This window comes from Paracoccus sp. L-17 (assembly GCF_056857655.1).
This window is the reverse complement of sequence record NZ_JBSXNM010000040.1, coordinates 1-20212: the sequence shown is the minus strand read 5'-3', so window position 1 is coordinate 20212 and position 20212 is coordinate 1. Positions and strand designations below refer to the sequence as shown.

Sequence of the window (20212 nt, the reverse complement as noted above, 5' to 3'; positions counted from 1 at the left end):
ATGAAAGCCTTCTTCGACCCGCGCCAGCTGCGCCATGCGCCCGAAATCTATTTCCGGCGCGGGGCGGCCATGCCGCATCAGGAACAGCCCCGACGCGCGGAATTGTTGCGCGACATGCTGATCGGGGAAGGGTTCGACATCACCGGACCGCGCGATTACGGAGCCGGGCCGATCAAGGCGGTTCACAATCCCGATTACGTCGATTTCCTGACCGACGCCCATGCCCGCTTCGTGGCCGATGCCGGGCCGGACGCGCTGGCCATCCCCACCACCCATCCGGGCGCCAGGCGTGGCAGAGAGCCCCGTGACATCCACGGCCAGTTGGGCTGGTGGATGACCGATACATCGACACCGCTGACCGAAGGCACATGGGAGGCGGCCTATTGGTCAGCCCAGACCGCCATCGCAACCGCCGAGGACATCATCGCGGGTGCGCGCGCGGCCTATGCCCTGTGTCGTCCGCCGGGTCACCACGCCATGCGTGATTGTGCCAACGGATTCTGCTTTTTCAACAATGCCTGCATCGCCGCGAACCACCTGACGCGAAAATTCCGCAAGGTCGCGCTGATCGACGTGGATGTGCATACCGGCAATGGTTCGCTCGACATCCTGTACGAGCGTGGCGACATCTTCTTCTGTTCGCTGCATCCCGATCCCGGAACCTTCCCGACCTTCTATCTTGGCCATCCCGACGAGACCGGCGCGGGCGAAGGCAGGAACCGGTCACTGAACATCCTGCTGGAACACGGCGCGGGCGAGGCCGAGGTGCTTGCGGCGCTGGACCGCGGTCTGTCCGCGATCCGCGATTTCGGGGCCGAGGCACTGGTGGTCTCGCTGGGCTTCGACATGGCCGCCGACGATCCGCTGGCTGCGGTTGCGGTCTATCCGGGCGGTTTCGCGGAAATGGCCCGCCGTCTGGCGGCGCTGAACCTGCCCACCGCGCTGATCCAGGAAGGTGGCTATCTTGGCCCGTCCCTGGCCGACAATGCCCGCGCCTTTCTTTCCACGTTCCGCGAGGCGACACGATGACGGAACGGCCTGCCCCGATGAACGGCGCCGAAAGCGTCCTGCGCAGCCTTCATGCCGATGGCGTCGAGGTCTGTTTCGCCAATCCCGGCACCTCCGAGATGCAGTTCGTCGATGCGCTGGACCGAACCAGGCTGATGCGATGCGTGCTGGGCCTGTTCGAGGGCGTGGTCAGCGCCGCCGCCGACGGCTATGCCCGGATGGCCGGCAAGCCGGCGGTGACGCTTCTGCATCTGGCGCCGGGTTTCGCCAATGCCGCCGCCAATCTGCACAATGCGCGAAAGGCACGGGTGCCGATGCTGAACCTGGTGGGCGATCACGCGCTGCGGCATCGGCAATATGACTCGCCGCTTTCCGCCGATGTGGAGGGTGCCTGCGCGCCGTTCAGCGACTGGGTGCGGACGGGCCAGGACGCCGGCAGCTTTGCCGCCGACGCCATGGCTGGGCTGGCGGTGGCCAAGGGCAAGCCCGGCCGCATCGCGACGCTGATCGCGCCAGCCGATATCGGCTGGGACGCGGGCGGCAATATGGCGGCCCCGGTGGCGACCGCCGGCCCTGCCCCGCTGGACGAGACGGCGCTGGATGCCGCCGTGACCGCGCTGGAAAGCGGCGAAAGAACGGTGATCATCGCGGGGTTGTCGGTGCTGGAGGATGTCTCGGCGCTGGCGCGACTGCAGGGCATCGCCGAAAGGACCGGGGCCGATGTTCTTGCCCCCACCTCGAACCGGCGGATGGAACGCGGTCGCGGGCGGTTCGCCATCGGCAAGATCCCCTATCCGATCGACGCGGCGCTGCACTGCCTTGCGGGCTATTCGCGGGCGATCCTGGTGGAAACCCGCCCGCCCGTGGCCTTTTTCGCCTATCCGGGCAAGCCCAGCCTGCTGCTGCCCGAAACCTGCGACACGCTTACCCTGGCGGGGATCGACGGCGATGGGCCGGCCGCCATTGCGGCGCTGGCCGACCGCATCGGCGCCCGGCCCGTCACGGCGCGCGATATCGAGCCGGCGCCGGTGCCGCAGGCCGGGGCCATCACCCCCGTCACCATCGCCGCCGTGCTGGCAGAGACCCTGCCCGAAGGTGCCATCGTCATCGACGAGGCCGTGTCCAGCAGCGGCGACATCTTTCCCGGCGGCGCTGCCGCCGCGCCCCATTCCTGGCTGGCTCTGACCGGCGGCTCGATCGGCATCGGCATCCCGCTGTCGGCGGGCGCCGCGATCGCCTGTCCCGACCGTCCGGTGCTGACATTGCAGGCGGACGGCTCGGCGATGTACACCCTGCAAGGGCTGTGGACCCAGGCGCGCGAGGGGGCGAACGTGACCACCGTGATCCTGGCCAACCGCGCCTACGCGATCCTCAAGGGCGAATTGCACAATGTCGGCGCGCAGCCCGGTCCCGACGCGCTCGGGATGCTGAACCTGGACCGGCCGGGGCTGGATTTCGTGGCCATGGCGCGCGGCATGGGCGTGCCGGGCCGACGGGTCGAGGACATTCGCGAATTCCGGCGGGCCCTGCGCAATGCCATGGCCGAGCCCGGCCCGTTCCTGATCGAAGCGATGATCTGAGCCAGCAACCGGAAAAGGGAATTCCATGCCTCTCGACGCCAATCTGCGCGACCGTATCCTGCAGGCCGTTTCCGACGGGTTCGACGATCAGGTCGCCTTCACGCAAAGACTGGTGCGGATGCCGTCGCTGCGCGGACGCGAACATCCGATCCAGGATCTGATCTTCAAGGAATTGCGCGAACGCGGATACGCGATGGACCGGTTCCGGATGGACCGGACGGCGATCGAGGCGCATCCGGGAGGGTCGAAATTCTCGGACGATCATTCGGACGCGCCTATCGTCGTCGGCATCCACCGCCCGCGTCAGCAGACGGGCCGTTCGCTGATCCTGCAATCGCATCTCGACGTGGTGCCGGAAGGGCCGCATGACATGTGGGCGGAACCGCCCTTCTCGGCCCGGATCCGGGGCGACTGGATGTATGGCCGCGGCGCAGGCGACATGAAGGCGGGCGCGGCGGCCAACATCTTTGCGCTGGACGCGCTGCGCCGCGCGGGATTTCAGCCCGCAGCCAGCGTCTATGTGCAATCGGTCGTCGAGGAGGAATCGACCGGCAACGGCGCGCTGCAAACCCTTCTTCAGGGCTATACCGCCGATGCAGTGCTGATACCCGAACCCGAGGACGAAATGCTGGTGCGTGCGAATACCGGCGTCCTGTGGTTTCAGGTGCAGGTCCGCGGCGTGCCGGTGCACGTGCGCGAGATGGGCGAAGGCGCCAACGCCATCGACGGCGCCACCCGCATCATCGCCGCGCTGCGCGAGATGGAGGCGGACTGGAACGCCGACAAGGACAGGCACCCCCATTTCGAAAAGGAAGCCCATCCGATCAATCTCAATATCGGCAAGATCGAAGGCGGCGACTGGGCCTCGTCCGTGCCCAGCTGGTGCAGGATCGACTGCCGGGTATCGATCTATCCCGGCCGCAGCGCCGGGGATGCCGCCGACGAGATAACCGCGCGTGTCGCGGCCTTCGCCAAAGCCGACAGGTTCCTGGCCAACAACCCGCCCCGAGTGGTTTTCAACGGCTTCTACGCCGAAGGTTACGTGCTGGAACCGGGCAGCGAGGCCGAGGCGGTGCTGGGCCGTGCGCATGAAACCGCCATCGGCGCGCCGCTGCAATCCTTCATGACGGCCGGTTACCTCGATACGCGGGTCCATGCACTCTACAACCGGATCCCCGCGCTCTGCTATGGGCCGGTCGCGCGCAATATCCACGGCATCGACGAATGCGTCAGCCTGACTTCGGTCAGACGGGTCACGCAGGCCATGGCGCTGTTCGTCGCCGAATGGTGCGGCGTCGAACCGGTGCAGACCTGATGCGTGACACGGGCCCCCGATCCTTGGTCGGGCTGTCCGGAACGGCGGTCGCGCCCGACCTGCTGGACCATGCGGCGCCTGCGGTGACGTCCGCGCAGGCGGCGGAACTGGCAGCGGAGATCTTTGGTGTCTGCGGCGATGTGCAATGGCTCAGCGCCGAAAAGGACGCCAATTTCCGCATCACCCCCGCCAAAGGCCCGCCGGTCCTGCTGAAAATCACCAACGCTGCCGAAGACCGCGGCGTGACCGAGATGCAGACCGCCGCCCTGATGCATCTGGGCAGGGTCGATCCCACGCTGCCCGTGCCCCATATCCGGCCAACCCTGACCGGGCGGGCCGCCCACATCCTGTCGATCCCCGGCGGGCAAAGCCATATGGTCCGCCTGCTGACCTATCTGGAGGGGACGACGCTTGGGCAGGCCCTGTCCGCCACCGGCCTGCACCAAGATATCGGCGCGCTGCTGGCCCGGCTGACGATCGGGTTGCGCGGGTTCGACCATCCCGCGGCCCGGCATATGCTGCAATGGGACATCAAGCGCGCGCACCACCTGCGCCCGATGCTGGAGGCGGTCGAGGACGGCCGGTTGCGAGGGCGGCTGACGCGGCTGATCGACCGCTTCGACGCCGAAATCGCGCCGCGCCTTTGCGGCCTGCGCGCCCAGGTCGTGCACAACGATTTCAATCCGCACAACCTGCTGGTCGATGCCCCCCGCGCCACCCGCCTGACCGGGATCATCGATTTCGGCGATATGGTGCACACGCCTCTGGTCTGCGATCTGGCGGTGGCCTGTTCCTACCAGATCGGCGACGGACCGCGCCCGATCGAGGCGATCGGGCGGCTGCTGGCAGGCTATGCCCCGATCCTGCCGCTGGAACGGGCCGAACTGGATCTGCTGCCCGACCTGATGCGCATGCGCCATGCCGCCACCTTGACGATCGGGGCCTGGCGGGCGCGGCGCTATCCCGCCAATGCGGCCTATCTGCGGCGCAACGGCGCGGCATCGCTGCGCGGGCTGACCGTGCTGGACCGGATCGGCACCGCGGCCGTCCTGGACATTCTGAAACGCGCCCTGCCGCCGGAGCGGATGCCATGACCATGATCAACGCCTTCGACGGCAGCGGCGAGGCCCGTCTCGACCCCCAGGACAAGGCGCTGATCGCCCGGCGCGCCAGCGTTCTGGGGCCCGCCTACCGGCTGTTCTACGAAGAGCCTCTGCACATCCAGCGGGGCAAGGGCGTCTGGCTGTGGGACAGGCGCGGCCGCAGATATCTGGACGCCTATAACAACGTCGCCTCGCTGGGCCATTGCCATCCGCGCGTGATCGAGGCCGTTTCGGCCCAGCTTGGGGTGCTGAACACCCATACCCGCTATCTGCACGAGGATGTGGTCATCTATGCCGAAAGGCTGCTGGCCACGATGCCTGACGCATTGGGGCATGTGATGTTCACCTGCACCGGGTCCGAAGCCAATGACCTGGCCTTGCGCATCGCGCGCAGCCGTGGCGGACGGCAGGGTGTCGTCGTCACCCGGCTGGCCTATCACGGGCTGACCGAAGCGGTGTCGGAACTGTCGCCGTCGCTGGGCGAATTCGTGCCGCGCGGCCCGCGCGTCCGGCTGATCGAGGCGCCGGACGGCCTGCGGGTGCCTGCGGCGGATCAGGGCGCAAGGCTCGCCGCCGATCTGGCCCGCGCGATTGCCGGGATGCGCGCCGAGGGGATCGAACCGGCGGCATTCATCGCCGACACGATCTTTTCCAGCGACGGTCTGCATCCGGAACCGGCCGGTTTCCTGCGCCCCGCCGTCGAGCTGATCCGCGCCGAGGGCGGCGTTTTCATCGCCGACGAGGTGCAGCCCGGTTTCGCCCGCACCGGCGAGGCGTTCTGGGGTTTCACGCGGCACGGTCTGGTGCCCGACATGGTCACGATGGGCAAGCCGATGGGCAATGGCTTTCCGGTTTCGGGGGTCGCCATGCGCCCCGAACTGGTGCGGGAATTCGGCGCGCGATCCCGCTATTTCAATACATTCGGCGGAAGCCCGGTCGCGGCCGCCGCCGGCCTTGCGGTGCTGGACGTGATCCGGGACGAGGGCTTGCAGGACAATGCGCTGCGAATAGGTGCCTTTCTCAAGGCCGGGCTGGACCGGATCGCCGCCCGGCACGAGGCCATCGGCGATGTGCGCGGCGCCGGGCTGTTCCTGGCGGTGGAATGCGTGACCCGGCGCGAAACCAACGCGCCCGACGCGGCGCTGGCCGGCTTTGTGGTCAACCATCTGCGTCAGAACGGGGTGCTGATCAGCGCCACCGGACCCGGCGCGAATATCCTGAAGATCCGCCCGCCTCTGGTGCTGCAGCAGCCCGAGGCAGAGATCCTGCTTGATGCCGTGGAGACCGCTTTCGCCGCGGCCGTCCCGTAATGGCCACGGCGGTCGTGGCAGAAGGCGACATGGAACGGGGCTTGCCCGTCGGCGCAGGGACAATCTCCAGGGCAGGACGGTAGCGTGAAGAAAGACCGGCACGCCGGGCCCGGACTTTCACAACACGGCGCCGATCTGCCAGGGGACGAATTCGTTGTCGCCCAGGCCCAATTCCTCGCTCTTGCTGGGCTGGCCCGAGGCATTGGCGATGATCAGCGCGACGATCTCGTGGGCCTTGTTCTCCAGCGTCACGGCCGCCGACAGGATATCGCCGCAATTCAGGTCCATGTCTTCGCACATCGCGTGGAACAGCGCGTCATTCGTGGCCAGCTTGATCGTCGGCGCAGGCTTGGACCCGAAGGCCGAGCCGCGCCCGGTGGTAAAGACGATCAGCTGCGCCCCGCCCGCAATCTGGCCGGTGGCAGATACCGGGTCATAGCCCGGCGTATCCATGAAATTCAGCCCCGGCTGGGTGATCGTTTCGGCATAATCCAGAACGGCGTTCAGCGGCGTAGCACCCGCCTTGGCGACGGCGCCCAGCGATTTTTCCAGGATCGTCGTCAGCCCGCCCGCCTTGTTGCCGGGGCTTGGATTGTTGTCCAGCGAGGCGCCGTTGCGGGCGGTATAATCCTGCCACCAGGCGATCCGGTCCAGCAGCCGCTGCGCGATGTCCGGCGAGGCGGCGCGGTCCAGAAGCAGACGTTCCGCGCCATAGATTTCGGGCGTCTCGGACAGCACCACCGATGCCCCCTGCGCCGCCAGCATGTCGCTGGCAAGTCCAAGCGCGGGATTGGCTGTGATGCCCGAAAACCCGTCCGAACCGCCGCATTGCAGCCCGATCTTCAGCGCCGAGGCCGGGGCGGACGCGCGCAGCGCGGCGTTCACCTGCGGCAGCATCTGGCGCACGCGCAGCTTGATCGCCTCGATGGTCGCGCGGGTGCCGCCGTTCTGCTGGATGGTCAGGCCGTGAAAGCGCGCGGCCGCGCCCAGTTCCTGCTTCATCCGGGCGATCTGCATGACCTCGCAGCCCAACCCCACGAACAGCGCCGCGCCCACATTGGGATGGCCCGCATGGCCGGTCAGCACCCGTTGCAGCGCCCGCCAGCCCGGCCCGCCATCGGCCATGCCGCAACCCGAGCCATGGGCGAAGGCCGCAACGCCATCGACATTCGGAAAGGCGTCCAGCGCGCCCTCGATCCGCAATTCCTCGGCCGCGCGGCGGATCACCGTGGCCGAACAATTCACGGTCGAGACCAGCGCGATGAAGTTCCGCGTCCCGATCTGCCCGCCCTCGCGGTGATAGCCCTGAAACGTCAGGGCCGGCCCACGATACCGGTCCAGCGCGGCGCGCGCGGCAGGCAGGCCGGCGCCAGGGCGATGGGCGCGATCGTGGTCGCCGAATGCACAATTATGGCTGTGGACGTGATCGCCCGCGCTGATGTCAGCGGTCGCATAGCCGATGATCTGGCCATATTTGAAGACAGGCTCGCCCGTGGCGATGGCGCGGCGCGCGATCTTGTGCCCCGCCGGCGCGACCCCCCTCTCGGTCAGGATCGCGACATTGTCGGACGGGTTCAGGATCATCGGCTCAGCCATCGGACGGCTCTGCCGCCATGGCCCGCGCCCCCTTCTGCACCAGCCCGGCCAGCGCCGCCGTCAGATCGCGCACAAAGGCCGCATCCTCGCGCAGGACGGGCGGGAAAACCTGGCCCAGCGACAGGAAATTGGCGACTGTGCGGGCAGGGTCACGGGCCCATTGCGCGGCCAGCTTCGCCGCCAGCGGATCCTTGACCTCGATCGGACCGCCCTGCTCATCGGTTCCGGAGGCATAGCGCATCCACGCCGCCACCGAGAGGATCAGCCCCGGCACGTCGCGCCCCGCTGCGCGGCCTTCGACGATGGTGCCCAGAATCCGCTGCGGCAGCTTCTGGCTGCCATCCATCGCGATCTGCCATGTCCGGTGCCGGATGGCCGGGTTGCGGTATCGATCCAGCAGGGCATCGGCATAGGCAGCCAGATCCTCGCCCGGAGGCGGGGTCAGCGCAGGAATGATCTCGTTGCGCCAAAGGCGCTGCACGAATGCCGAGAAGACCGGATCGGCCACGGTGTCGGAAATCGTCTCGTGTCCCGCCAGATAACCCAGATAGGCCAGCGATGAATGGGTGCCGTTCAGCATCCGCAGCTTCATGTGTTCGAACGCGGTCACGTCGCCCACGATCTGCACGCCGACCTGTTCCAACGCCGGACGGGGGCCGTAGAAACGGTCCTCGACGACCCATTGGCGAAAGGGTTCGTGCATGACCGGGGCCTCGTCGCGCTGGCCCGTCCGGGCTTCCAGCCGGTCCAGATCGGCCGCCGTCGTGGCAGGGACGATGCGGTCCACCATGGTCGAGGGGAAAGCGCCCTCGACATCGATCCATGTCGCCAGATCGGGGTCGATCAGCCGCGCCAGTTCCAGCACGACACCGCGGACGACGCGGCCATTTTCGGGCAGGTTGTCGCAGCACAGGACGGTGAAGGGCGGCAGGCCGGCCCTGCGGCGGGCCTGAAGGGCGCGGACCAGAAAGCCGGGGGCGGAACGCGGCAGCGGATGGGCCAGATCATGCGCGATGTCGGGATGGTCACGGTTCAGCCGCCCGGTCGAAGGTTCGTGGCAATAGCCCTTTTCGGTCACCGTCAGGCTGACGATATGGATCGCGGCCGCCGCCATCGCATCCAGCACCGCCTGAGGATCCTCGGGCGCGACCAGCACGTCGCGCAGAACCGTCACGACCCGCGCCGCCTCGCCCTGCGGACCCAGTTCGACCGCCTGATAGGCCCAGCCCTGCGGCCGCAGCCGGTCGCGGGTGCCCGGCGATTGCAGCGAAACCCCGGTGACGCCCCAGTCGCCGCCCCCGGCCGCCATCGCCTCGGCCAGATAGATCGCGCCATGGGCGCGGAAGAACGCACCGAGCCCCAGATGGACGATGCCCGCCGGAGCCTCGGACGGCGACCGGAAAAGCCTATCGGGCAAGCCAGCCTCCGTCCACGTTCAGGACCGCGCCGTTGACGTAACCGGATGCCGGCGCCGACAGGAAAACCGCCGTCTGCGCAATGTCTTCCGGCTTGCCCCAACGACCCGCGGGGATGCGATCCAGAATGGCTTTCGAGCGGTCGGGATCGGCGCGCAGGGCGCTGGTGTTGTTGGTCTCGATATAGCCGGGCGCGATGGCGTTGACGTTCAGGCCACGCGCGGCCCATTCATTGGCCATCAGCTTGGTCAGACCCGCCACGCCATGCTTGCTGGCGGTGTAGGACGGCACCCGGATGCCGCCCTGAAAGGACAGCAGCGAGGCGATGTTGACGATCTTGCCGGCCCCGCGCGGCAGCGCGGCGCGGGCGAAGGCCTGGCAGGTGAAGAACAGCGCCTTCATGTTCACATCCATCACCGCATCCCAGTCGGCCTCGGTGAAATCCACCGCATCGGCGCGGCGGATGATGCCCGCATTGTTGACCAGAATGTCGATCCGTTCCGATGCGAAGAGGTCCCGCGCCGCCATCGGATCGGCGAAATCCAGGCGCAACGCGCGACCCGACCCCATCAGCGCCAGCGTCTCGTCGCAATCGCGGCGTGCTGCGGCGATCACCTCCGCGCCGGCCTGCGCCATCGCCACGGCGATCGCCTGCCCGATGCCCGTATTCGCGCCGGTCACCAGCGCCGTGCGGCCCTCCAGCGAAAACGGGTTCACCGCAGATCCTCCGGCTGCACGAAATCCATGTCGGTGTAGTCGACATTGTCGCCCGCCATCGCCCAGATGAAGGTATAGCCGCCGATCCCCGCGCCGGAATGGATCGACCAGGTGGGCGAGATCACCGCCTGTTCATTGGCCACGAACAGGTGCCGGGTTTCCTGCGGCTCGCCCATCAGGTGCAGGACGCGGGCCTCGGGGGCCATGCCATGATACAGATAGGCCTCCATCCGCCGGTCGTGAACATGGCTGGGAATGGTGTTCCAGACCGATCCGTCCTCCAGCGTCGTATAGCCCAGGACCAGCTGGCAGCTTTCCATCACCAGCGGGTGGATGAACTGGCGGATGGTGCGCTTGTTGCTGGTCTCGACCGCGCCCAGCCTGACCTCTTTCGCCTCGCCGACCGTGACCAGCCGGCAGGGCAATCCGCGGTGCGCGGGGGCCGAGGCGAGGTAGAACCGCCCCTGCCCCGAAAAGGTCACCGCGCCCGAACCCATGCCCAGATACAGCACATCGCCCTTCTGCATGTCCCAGGACTGACCGGCCGCGGCGACCGTGCCCGTCTCGCCGATATTCACGATCCCCATCTCGCGGCGCTCAAGAAAGCTGTCGGTCTTCGTTTCCTCGATCCTGTCCAGCACCAGCGATCCGCCCGCAGGCACCGCGCCGCCAATCACGAAGCGGTCGTAATGGGCATAGACCAGCCGGATCTGGCCGTCCGCGAACACGCCCTCGGCCAGAAAGTGACGGCGCAGCTCGGCGGTATCCATGCCCTTGGCGTGGTCGGGATGGATCGCGTGGCGGGTTTCGACATGGGTCATCAGGAATCCTTTCACAGAAAATCGTCGCGGCGCGGGGTGAAGCTGTCGATCAACTCTCCCGCTTTCAGGCACAGGCAGCCATGTTCGGCCCCCGAGGGGATCACGAAGGCGTCGCCGGGCCCGATCTCGAATTCGCGGCCCTCCATCGTGAAACGGTAGCGGCCCGAGCGGACATAGGTCGACTGGACATGCGGGTGGCTGTGCAGCGCCCCCCGGTCGCCCGCCGCGAAGGCAAAGCGGACGACCATCATTTCGGGGCTGTGGGCCAGCACGGTGCGGACGGGATCGCTCATCTGAACACCGAGGGCAGCCACAGCGACAGTGCCGGGATGTAGGTGACCAGCATCAGCGTCAGGAAGGCCGCGCCGTAGAACGGCCAGATGGTGCGCATCGCCTGCCAGATGCTGATACGTCCCACCGCGCAGCCCACGAACAGCACCGCGCCGACCGGCGGCGTGCACAATCCGATGCCCAGGTTCAGGATCAGGATCACCCCGAAATGCACCGGGTCCACGCCGAAGGCCTGCGCAACGGGCAGAAAGATCGGTGTGGTGATCACGATCAGCGGCGACATGTCCATGAAGGTGCCCAGGATCAGCAGGATCAGGTTCATCAGCAGCAGGATCACCAGCGGGTTGTCGGAGACGCTCTGCAAAAGCTGGACCAGCTGTGCCGGCACGCGGAGATAGGCCAGAAGCCAGCCGAAACAGGCCGCGCTGCCGATGACCAGCAGCACCATCGAAGTGGTGCGGACCGCGCCCTTGGTCGCTTCGACGAATTCGCCCCATGGCAGGCTGCGATAGACCAGCGCCGTGATCAGCAGTGCATAGACCACCGCGACATTCGAGGATTCCGAGGCCGTGAAGATGCCCGACCGGACGCCACCGAAGATGATCGCGATCAGGATCAGCCCCGGCACGGCCGAGACGAACAGCGCGCCCATCATCCGGAACCCGGGAAACGGCTCGGTCGGATAGCCCTTCTTGCGGGCCACGTACCACGCCGCGCTCATCAGCATCAGCGCCAGCAGCAGGCCGGGAATGATCCCCGCAGTGAACAGATCCGCGATCGACAGCCGGCCGCCGGCGGCAATGGAATAGATGATCATGTTGTGGCTGGGCGGGATCATCAGCGCGATGATCGAACTGACCACGGTTATGTTGACCGCATAATCCACGTCATAGCCCCGCGCCTTCATCTGCGGCACCATCAGCCCGCCCACCGCCGAGGCATCCGCCGCGGCCGAGCCAGAGACGCCGCCGAACATCAGCGAGGCCATGATGTTGACCTGTCCCAACCCGCCCTTCAGGTGCCCGACCATCGCCCCGGCCAGTGCGACCAGCCGCCGCGCGATGTCGCCGCGCACCATCAGATCGCCCGAATAGATGAAGAAGGGGATCGCCATCAGCGCAAAGACCGAGATGCCGGAATTCAGCCTCTGGAACACCACCACCGGGGGCAGTCCCAGATAGAGAACGGTGAAAAAGCTGGATGCGCCAAGGCAGAAGGCAACCGGCGTTCCGATCAGCAGCAGGCCCGTGAAGCTTCCGAACAGGATCCAGTATTCCATCACTTCGTCTCCAGCATGTCGCGGGCCCGCGCGCCCGCCGCATGGCCGTCGACCTCGCCATCGGCGGCGTCATCCATGTCGCCGAAGCGCCGGGTGCGCAGCCCCACCAGCCGGCGCAGGATACGCTCGGCCGAGAACAGCAGCAGCAGCACCCCGCCCGCGATCAGCGGCGCGAAATCCCAGATGCGCGAAATGCCAAGTCCCGGAATGTCGCCGCTGGCGGCCTTTGTGGCCAGTTGCCAGCCGAACCACGACATCCCGAAGCCGAAGGCTGCCACGACCACGTCCGACAGGCTGTGAAACCAGGGCCGCCAGCCTTCCGGCACGACCATCAGGCCGACGTCGAAGGACAGGTGATAGCCCTCTTTCACGCCGACCGCCGCGCCGATGAAGATGAACCATCCCATCAGCATGACGCTGGCGGGCTCGGCCCAGAAAAGGCTGTAGCCGATGATGTAGCGATAGAAGACCTGCGCGAAGACCGCCGCCGTCATCAGGACCAGGCCGATCCCCGCCAGCCACAATCCCAATCGGGCCACCAGCCCGGTCACGTCGGCCAGTTTCAAGATTGCACCGCGCATCGGGCGATCTCCTGCAAGGGCAAGGGGCCGCCCGCGCGGGATGCGCGGGCGGCCGGAAGGTCACGGGATCACTTGGTTTCCTGAATGCGCCGGACCAGATCCCTGGCCTCGGGCGTGGTCACGTATTTCTCGTAGACCGGGGCCATCGCTTCCTGAAAGGCGGTCTTGTCGATATCCTTGATGATCTGCGCCCCGCCCGCGACGACCTTTTCCTCGGACGCCTTTTCCTGCTCGGCCCACAGCTTGCGCTCGACCTCGACCGAGTTCTTGCCGGCGGTCTTGATGATCTCCTGATCCTCGGGGCTCAGCTTTTCCCAGGACAGTTTCGACATCGCCACCAGTTCCGGCACCATCAGGTGTTCGTCCAGGGTATAGTATTTGGCGACCTCGGCATGGCCCGAACTGTCATAGCTGGGAAAGTTGTTCTCGGCCCCGTCGATGACGCCGGTCTGGATGGCTGAATAGACCTCGCCATAGGGCATCGGCGTCGCGTTCGCGCCAAGCGCCGACATCATGTCCACGAAGACGTCGTTCTGCATCACGCGGAACTTCATGCCCTTCAGATCCTCGATCGAGGTGATGGGTTTCTGGCTGTTGTAGAAGCTGCGCGCGCCGCCATCATAATAGCCAAGAACGATCAGATCCTTTTCCGCGAAATTCTGCGCGATTTCTTCGCCGATCGGACCATCAAGCACGTTGTGCATCTGATCCTGCGACCGGAACAGGTAGGGCAGCGAGAAAAGCTGAGTGACCGGCACGATGTCGTTGAACGTGCCGAAGCTGGCACGAACCATGTCGATCACGCCGAACTGGGTCTGCTCGATCGTGTCCTTTTCCTCTCCCAACTGCGCGGCCGGGAAGACCTCGATGCAGATGCGGCCATCGGATTTCTCCTTGACCTCGCTGGCCATCGACTTGACCCCCTCGACGGTCGGATAGCCGTCGGGGTGGGTGTCCGATGACCGCAGCGTGATTTCGCATTCCGCAGCCGCGCCCGCGGTTGCGAAGGCGGCCGAAGCCAGCAGCCCGATCAGTGTCGTATTCAGGAACTTCATGTTTAATCCTCCCTGGATGAAGCTCAAAGTCTGTAGGCCCGTTTGGCGAGGCCGTGGGCCAGCTCGCGCGCCACTTCGGGCGCTTCCTCCCCGTCCAGCCGGCCGGTTGCGACCAGCGTGGCCAGATAGGCGCAATCCACACGCCGCGCGACGTCGTGGCGGGCGGGGATCGAACAGAAGGCACGGGTATCGTCGTTGAAACCGACCGTGTTGTAGAAACCTGCCGTTTCGGTCGTCGTCTCGCGAAAGCGGCGCATCCCCTCGGGGCTGTCGTGGAACCACCAGGCCGGACCAAGCCGCAAGCAGGGCCAGGCCCCGGCCAGGGGCGCCAGTTCGCGCGAAAAGGCCGCCTCGTCCAGCGTGAACAGGATCACCGTCAGATCGGGTCGCATCCCCACCGCGTTCAGCAGCGGGCGCAGGGCGGAGACGTAATCGGTGGGGCCGGGAATGTCGAAACCCTTGTCTCGGCCGAATGTCGCCATGACCGCGTCCGAATGGTTGCGCCGCGATCCGGGATGAATTTGCAGGACCAGCCCGTCATCAAGACTCATTCGGGCCATCTCGGTCAGCATGTGGCCTCGGAAGGCATCGGCTTCCTCGGCGGAACACCGACCGTTCAGCGCCTTTCCGAACAGCGCGGCCGCGTCGGCCTGCGGCAGATCCTCGGTCCGGGCGCTGGCATGGCCATGATCGGACGCGGTCGCGCCGAAATCCCTGAAATACGCGCGGCGGGCGCGGTGGGCGTCCAGGTAGCCCGCCCAGGTCGTCGTGTCGAACCCCGTCTGCTGACCCATCAGCGCAACATTATCGGCAAAGCCCGCCATCTCGGGGTCGATCACACCATCGGGGCGATAGGTCGTCACCACGCGGCCCGGCCAACCCGATTCGCGGATCATCCGGTGCCAGCGAAGATCGTCGGTGGCGGCCTCGGTCGTGGCGATGGCCTCGATCCCGAAGCGGTCGAACAGGGCGCGGGGCCGGAATTCGGGTTTCGCAAGGCAATCGGCGATGTGATCGTAATACCAGTCCGCCGTTTCGGCCGTCAGGCGGCGGTCGATGCCGAAGACATGCCGGAAGGAATGATCCAGCCACAGCCGTGACGGCGTGCCCCGAAACAGATGGTAGTGGCGCGCGAAAATCCGCCAGATGCTGCGCCCGTCGGATGCGACCGGGCCGCCATCGACCCGCGGCACGCCCAGATCGGCCAGCGGCACCCCCTGCGAGGCCAGCATGCGAAAGACATAATGGTCCGGCGTCACGAAAAGCTGCGCCGGATCGGGAAAGGGCTGATCCTCGGCGAACCAGCGCGGGTCGGTATGGCCATGCGGACTGATGATGGGCAGATCGCGCACGCCTTCATACAGATCGCGCGCCAGATCTCGCTGAACCGGTTCGGACGGAAACAGGCGGTCGTCGTCAAGCAGCGCCATCATCCCCCCGATTCGCCTTGCCACTGTGCTAGTCATCTAATATGCTAGATTATGAGATGTCAACCGGAGCCGCCATGACCCCGCCCGCATCGCCCGCCAATGTCGCCCTGCCGGCGCTGGACGAGGCAAGACCGCCCAGCGTGACCGACCAGGTTTATGACGCCCTCTATGAGCGGGTGATCGACCTGACCCTGCCGCCCGGCGCCCGGCTGTCCGAGGCCGAGGTAGCGACGCAGATGGGGGTGTCGCGCCAACCGGTGCGCGATGCCTTCTACCGGCTGTCGCAGATGGGCTTCATCCTGATCCGTCCGCAGCGCGCGACGGTGGTCACGCAGATCTCGGAGCAGGCCATCCGGCAGGCGCATTTCATCCGCAACGCGCTGGAGATCGCCACCGCGCGCGAGGCCGCGTTGCGCCTGACCCCGGATCAGCATCGGGCGCTGGACGATCTGATCGCCCGGCAGGACGCCGCCATCGCAGCCGACGACCGCAGCGGCTTTCATGCGCTGGACGACCGGTTTCACCACGACATCTGCGCCTTCATCGGTCGCGAGGTGGTGTGGACCCTGATCAAGGAAAACAAGGGCCACATGGACCGCGCCCGCTATCTGTCGCTGTCCTACAACGCGCAGAACGCGATGCAGGAACATCGCGTGATCCTGCGCGCCCTGCGCGATCGCGACCCCGATGCCGCCGCCGCCGCCGTCACCGACCATCTGTCACGCATCAACGAGACGCTGGAGCGACTGCGCATTGAACAACCCGAGATGCTGGGGCAATGACAGCTAGACAGGGCGCAACCGACCGGCCCGCGATCGGCTGAAGGAAAAGAGGGACAGAATGCGACAGACATGGCGCTGGTTCGGGCCGCAGGACCGGGTTTCCATCGACGACATGCTTCAGGCGGGGGTGCGGGGCGTGGTCTCGGCCCTGCACCACATTCCCACCGGCGAAACATGGTTGCCCGACGAGATCGCGCGCCGCCAGGCCCAGATCGCCGCCATGCGCGACGGCACCCCGTCGGGGCTGGCCTGGGAGGTGGTCGAAAGCCTGCCGGTCAGCGAGGCCATCAAGACCCAGAGCGGCGACTGGCGGGCGCATGTGACGAACTGGATCGCCTCGATGCGCCATCTCCGCGACGCGGGAATCGAGGTGCTGTGCTACAATTTCATGCCGGTTCTGGACTGGACCCGGACCGACCTGTCCTGGCCCCGGCCTTCGGGCGCGCGCTGCATGCGGTTCGATTTCACAGATTTCGCGGTCTTCGACATCCACATCCTGCAACGCCAGGGCGCGGCCCGCGATGTCCCCGAGCATGTCCGCGACGAGGCCGCGCGCCGCTTTGCCGACATGGACGAGGCGCGACGCCAGCAATTGGCGGGCAACGTCGTCTTCGGCCTGCCGGGCGCAGCCGAACGTTTCAGCCTGCAGGATGTCCGCGACCTGCTTGACAGCTATGCGCCGGTGACGGATGCGGTCCTGCGCCGCAATTTCCACGATTTCCTGGAACAGGTCGCCCCCGTCGCGCAAGAGATCGGGATGCGGCTGTGCTGCCATCCCGACGATCCCCCTTTCGCCTTGCTGGGTCTGCCCCGGATCATGTCGACCGAGGCCGATTATGCCGAACGGATGGCCGCCGTCGATCTTCCCGCCAATGGCATCACCCTGTGTTCGGGATCGCTGGGCGCGCGGCCCGACAACGACCTGCCCGGCATGATGGACCGGCTGGGCGACCGGGTGCATTTCCTGCACCTGCGCAATGTGCGCCGCGACGGCGACGCGATCCGGGGTTCTTTCTTCGAGGACGAACATCTGGCCGGCCAGACCGACATGGTGGCGCTGATCGCCGCGGTGCTGCGCGAGGAAAGGCGGCGGCGACGGGCCGGGCGGTCCGATGCGGTGATTCCGATGCGGCCCGATCACGGTCAGGATATCCTCGATGATCTGGGACGCGACGGCCAGCCGGGCTATCCCGCCATCGGCCGCCTCAAGGGTCTGGCCGAACTGCGCGGGGTCGAGGCGGCCCTGAGCCATCCGCTGACGGAGGTGCCGGCATGAGCGGCCTGATCCTGTCCATCGGCGAGGCGATGCTGGAATTGTCGCGGTCGGACACGCGCGAATTGTGGCGTCTGGGGATCGCGGGCGATACGCTGAATACCGCCTGGTATCTGCGCCGGACCCTGGGGACCGACTGGCGCGTGGGCTATCTCAGCCGCGTCGGCACGGGCGAGTTCTCGCAGAAGATGGTCGATTTCCTCGATGCCGAGGGGATCGAGACCGCGCATGTCACCCGCGACGCCGACCGCGAGATCGGCCTTTACGCGATTTCGCTGAAGGATGGCGAGCGCAGCTTTTCCTATTGGCGCGACAATTCCGCCGCCCGGCATCTGGCCGACGATCCGGAGACGCTGGACACTGCGCTGGCAGGGTGCCGCATCGCCTATCTGTCGGGAATCACGCTGGCGATCCTGTCCGACGCCGGGCGCGACAGACTGCTGGCGGCGCTGAAACGGGCGCGGGCATCGGGCTGCCGGATCGTCTTCGACCCGAACCTGCGACCCCGGCTGTGGACCGGGGCCGCCGCGATGCGCCGCTGGATCGAGGCCGCGGCCTCGGGCGCCGATCTGGTCCTGCCCAGCCTCGAGGACGAGATGACCCATTTCGGCGATACGGATGACAAGGCGACTCTGGCGCGATATCTGGATCTGGGCGCGGGCGAGGTGGTCATCAAGAATGGCGGCGAGCCGATCCGGTTCGGCGGCGCACAGGGCGTCGGCGTGGTCGGCGATCTGGAACGCGCCACGCCGATCGATACGACTTCGGCCGGCGACGCCTTCAACGCCGGCTATCTGGCCGCCAGCCTTGGCGGCGCGGGTCCGGAGGATGCGATCCGCGCCGGTCACGCGCTGAGCCGCAAGGTGATCGCCCATCCCGGCGCGCTGGTCCGCGAGGCGGTCGCGGCGCCGGACTGATCCTCAGCCGACCTGCCGGCCCTTGACCCAGACCCCGGCCACCCGCAGCGTCCGGTCCATGTCGGCCAGCCGGATCAGATCGGCGCGCAGGCCGGTCCCGATCCGGCCGCGATCCGTCAGGCCGGTCGCGCGCGCCGGGGCGTCGGTGACGGTCGCGAAGGCGCGCGCCGGATCCTTCCACACACGCGCCAGATGCTGCGCCCCCAGCAACAGGCTGGAGGGCACGTAGTCGGACGAGATGATATCCAGCAATCCGTCCCGCGCCATCGCCTCGGCCGCGACATTGCCCGAATGGGATCCGCCCCGGATCAGGTTCGGCCCGCCCATCATCACCGCAATGCCGTGGTCGTGGCAGGCGCGCGCGGCCTCTTCCGTGGTAGGGAACTCGGCCAGGCGGATGCCATAGCCGGCGCTGGTCGCGACCTGATCGGCGGTGGTGTCGTCATGGCTGGCCAGCGTCGCGCCCAGGCGGCGCGCGGCGGCGACCGCGCCGGCCTCGTGCGCGGCGCCGAAACGGTCGCGCAGCGCGGTCAGGCGCGCGACATGATCGGCGAAGGCCGCATCGGTAAGCCCCTTCCTGCCCTGCACAAACCGGGCCAGCTTGGCGATGTCACGGAATTGACGCTGGCCGGGCGTGTGATCCATCAGGCTGACCAGCCGGACGCGATCCTGCGGCCCGAATTCGGCCAGTTCGTCCAGCAGGGTCCGGCTGCAAATCTCGGCCCGCAAATGGATCCAGTGACTGATCCGGGTCCGTCCCTCGGCCTGCAGAGCATTGATCTCGCTGACCAGCGGGCGCGCATATTTCGCGTAGCCCGCCCCGTCTTCGGGGATCGACCCGACCCTTACCGCGTCGAGGACCGTGGTGATCCCGGCCGAGGCCAGTTCACCGTCATGGGCGAAGATCGCGGCAGCATGGGGCCAATCCACGCCGGGACGCGGCTGGATATGCCGTTCCAGATTGTCGGTATGCAGCTCCACCAGGCCGGGGGCGACGTGGTCGCCGCCGCAATCCATCGCGCCGGGCGGAACGGCGGCGCCCTCGCTGATGGCCACGATCACGCCGTCCTCCACATGGATGGCGCCGCGCATCACGCGGTCGGGCAGGATCAGTTCGGCATTTGCAAGGATCATCATGGAACAACCTCGTCCAGCGCAGCGAGAAAGGCGATCGTCGAAACCGCCGGATCGCCGGAATTGTCGATACGAATCAGGCGCAGGTTCCCCGGATCGAAGACCGCCTCGCGGGCGATGCGATCGGCGATCTGCGCCCGATCCTCGCGCCCGCGCGCAGCCAGCCTTGCGACACAAAGCGCCGGTTCCGCGCCGACATGGATCACGCCCAGCCCCGGAAAGACCCGCGCCGCATCGGCCAGGCAGCGCCGCGACAGGTCGACCAGCACCGTCCCGCCACCGGGTTCCGGCCAGGAAACACCGTAGCACAGGCCATGCGCCTGCCAAGCCAGCCGCACCACGGCAAGATCATGCGTCACCACGATCGCGGACAATCCCATGTCGCGCACAAGCCCGCGCAGCAGATCCAGCAGCCGCGCCTGAACGCTGTCAATAATCGGTATCCGAACAGACAGGTTATCCGATTTGATCAAGGGGCGGTTTCGGCCCATTTTCGGTCATCCCTGATCAGGGCGTTTGCGAGGATCAGGAGCTTGCGCATGACGGCGGTGAGCGCGACTTTCGCCGGCTTTCCCGCGCTGCAGAGCGCCTGATAGGTCTGGCCG

The 20212-nt window shown here is 67.0% G+C and carries 18 protein-coding genes and 2 pseudogenes; 8 read left to right on the top strand and 12 right to left on the bottom strand.

What is annotated here, in order from left to right:
* From AC13CR_RS11470 to AC13CR_RS11450, 5 genes are read left to right on the top strand one after another with little or no spacing between them, the layout of a single operon-like run.
* Window positions 1–1029, top strand: coding sequence for a histone deacetylase family protein (locus tag AC13CR_RS11470; RefSeq protein WP_293014814.1), 1029 nt, complete (start codon window positions 1–3; stop codon window positions 1027–1029).
* On the top strand, window positions 1026–2588 hold the full coding sequence (locus AC13CR_RS11465; RefSeq protein ID WP_482900774.1) for an acetolactate synthase large subunit: 1563 nt from the start codon (window positions 1026–1028) through the stop codon (window positions 2586–2588). Before AC13CR_RS11470 ends, AC13CR_RS11465 begins: the two co-directional genes overlap by 4 nt.
* A gap of 25 nt (window positions 2589–2613) precedes the next feature.
* A complete protein-coding gene (locus AC13CR_RS11460; protein WP_292952280.1) occupies window positions 2614–3903 on the top strand; it encodes an ArgE/DapE family deacylase in 1290 nt (429 codons plus the stop codon).
* Complete coding sequence (locus AC13CR_RS11455; protein ID WP_292952277.1) at window positions 3903–4997, top strand: phosphotransferase; 1095 nt, start codon at window positions 3903–3905, stop codon at window positions 4995–4997. The genes AC13CR_RS11460 and AC13CR_RS11455 overlap by 1 nt, the downstream gene beginning before the upstream one ends.
* Window positions 4994–6316, top strand: a complete 1323-nt coding sequence (locus AC13CR_RS11450) for an aspartate aminotransferase family protein (protein WP_292952274.1) — start codon at window positions 4994–4996, stop codon at window positions 6314–6316. Before AC13CR_RS11455 ends, AC13CR_RS11450 begins: the two co-directional genes overlap by 4 nt.
* A gap of 117 nt (window positions 6317–6433) precedes the next feature.
* Here AC13CR_RS11450 and AC13CR_RS11445 read toward each other — a convergent pair whose 3' ends face one another.
* The 9 genes from AC13CR_RS11445 to uxaC form a co-directional block, all read right to left on the bottom strand.
* Window positions 6434–7912, bottom strand: coding sequence for a UxaA family hydrolase (locus tag AC13CR_RS11445; protein ID WP_446236539.1), 1479 nt, complete (start codon window positions 7910–7912; stop codon window positions 6434–6436).
* Window positions 7905–9329 carry a mannitol dehydrogenase family protein gene (locus tag AC13CR_RS11440; RefSeq protein WP_335662210.1) on the bottom strand — a complete coding sequence of 475 codons (1425 nt, stop codon included), beginning with the start codon at window positions 9327–9329 and terminating at the stop codon, window positions 7905–7907. Before AC13CR_RS11440 ends, AC13CR_RS11445 begins: the two co-directional genes overlap by 8 nt.
* The gene (gene kduD / locus AC13CR_RS11435; RefSeq protein WP_292952265.1) at window positions 9319–10044 is read right to left on the bottom strand and encodes a 2-dehydro-3-deoxy-D-gluconate 5-dehydrogenase KduD; all 726 of its coding nucleotides are present in this window, start codon (window positions 10042–10044) and stop codon (window positions 9319–9321) included. The genes AC13CR_RS11440 and kduD overlap by 11 nt, the downstream gene beginning before the upstream one ends.
* Entirely contained in the window at window positions 10041–10865 is an 825-nt protein-coding gene (kduI, locus tag AC13CR_RS11430) for a 5-dehydro-4-deoxy-D-glucuronate isomerase (protein ID WP_292952262.1), read from the bottom strand. The genes kduD and kduI overlap by 4 nt, the downstream gene beginning before the upstream one ends.
* Window positions 10866–10876: 11 nt before the next feature.
* Window positions 10877–11158, bottom strand: coding sequence for a cupin domain-containing protein (locus AC13CR_RS11425; RefSeq protein WP_292952260.1), 282 nt, complete (start codon window positions 11156–11158; stop codon window positions 10877–10879).
* Window positions 11155–12435 (bottom strand): TRAP transporter large permease, encoded by a 1281-nt coding sequence (locus tag AC13CR_RS11420; protein WP_292952257.1) that lies wholly within the window; start codon window positions 12433–12435, stop codon window positions 11155–11157. The genes AC13CR_RS11425 and AC13CR_RS11420 overlap by 4 nt, the downstream gene beginning before the upstream one ends.
* Window positions 12435–13016, bottom strand: coding sequence for a TRAP transporter small permease (locus tag AC13CR_RS11415; protein ID WP_446233593.1), 582 nt, complete (start codon window positions 13014–13016; stop codon window positions 12435–12437). The genes AC13CR_RS11420 and AC13CR_RS11415 overlap by 1 nt, the downstream gene beginning before the upstream one ends.
* Window positions 13017–13084: 68 nt before the next feature.
* Entirely contained in the window at window positions 13085–14071 is a 987-nt protein-coding gene (locus AC13CR_RS11410; protein WP_292952251.1) for a TRAP transporter substrate-binding protein, read from the bottom strand.
* A 23-nt stretch (window positions 14072–14094) separates the two neighbouring features.
* Window positions 14095–15501, bottom strand: coding sequence for a glucuronate isomerase (gene uxaC / locus AC13CR_RS11405; RefSeq protein WP_293767592.1), 1407 nt, complete (start codon window positions 15499–15501; stop codon window positions 14095–14097).
* A gap of 74 nt (window positions 15502–15575) precedes the next feature.
* Between uxaC and AC13CR_RS11400 the strand changes: the two genes are divergently transcribed.
* From AC13CR_RS11400 to AC13CR_RS11390, 3 genes are read left to right on the top strand one after another with little or no spacing between them, the layout of a single operon-like run.
* Window positions 15576–16283, top strand: coding sequence for a GntR family transcriptional regulator (locus AC13CR_RS11400; RefSeq protein WP_292952249.1), 708 nt, complete (start codon window positions 15576–15578; stop codon window positions 16281–16283).
* 58 nt (window positions 16284–16341) lie between these two features.
* Complete coding sequence (uxuA, locus tag AC13CR_RS11395; RefSeq protein WP_293014824.1) at window positions 16342–17559, top strand: mannonate dehydratase; 1218 nt, start codon at window positions 16342–16344, stop codon at window positions 17557–17559.
* Window positions 17556–18473, top strand: a complete 918-nt coding sequence (locus AC13CR_RS11390; RefSeq protein WP_292952245.1) for a sugar kinase — start codon at window positions 17556–17558, stop codon at window positions 18471–18473. Before uxuA ends, AC13CR_RS11390 begins: the two co-directional genes overlap by 4 nt.
* A gap of 3 nt (window positions 18474–18476) precedes the next feature.
* Here the strand turns inward: AC13CR_RS11390 and AC13CR_RS11385 are convergent, their stop codons facing one another.
* The 3 genes and pseudogenes from AC13CR_RS11385 to AC13CR_RS11375 all read right to left on the bottom strand — a co-directional run.
* Complete coding sequence (locus AC13CR_RS11385; RefSeq protein ID WP_292977985.1) at window positions 18477–19610, bottom strand: alpha-D-ribose 1-methylphosphonate 5-triphosphate diphosphatase; 1134 nt, start codon at window positions 19608–19610, stop codon at window positions 18477–18479.
* Between the two features lie 326 nt (window positions 19611–19936).
* Window positions 19937–20035: pseudogene (gene phnK / locus AC13CR_RS11380) on the bottom strand (phosphonate C-P lyase system protein PhnK); the annotation flags it as partial.
* A 41-nt stretch (window positions 20036–20076) separates the two neighbouring features.
* Window positions 20077–20212, bottom strand: a pseudogene (locus tag AC13CR_RS11375) (IS110 family transposase); the annotation flags it as partial.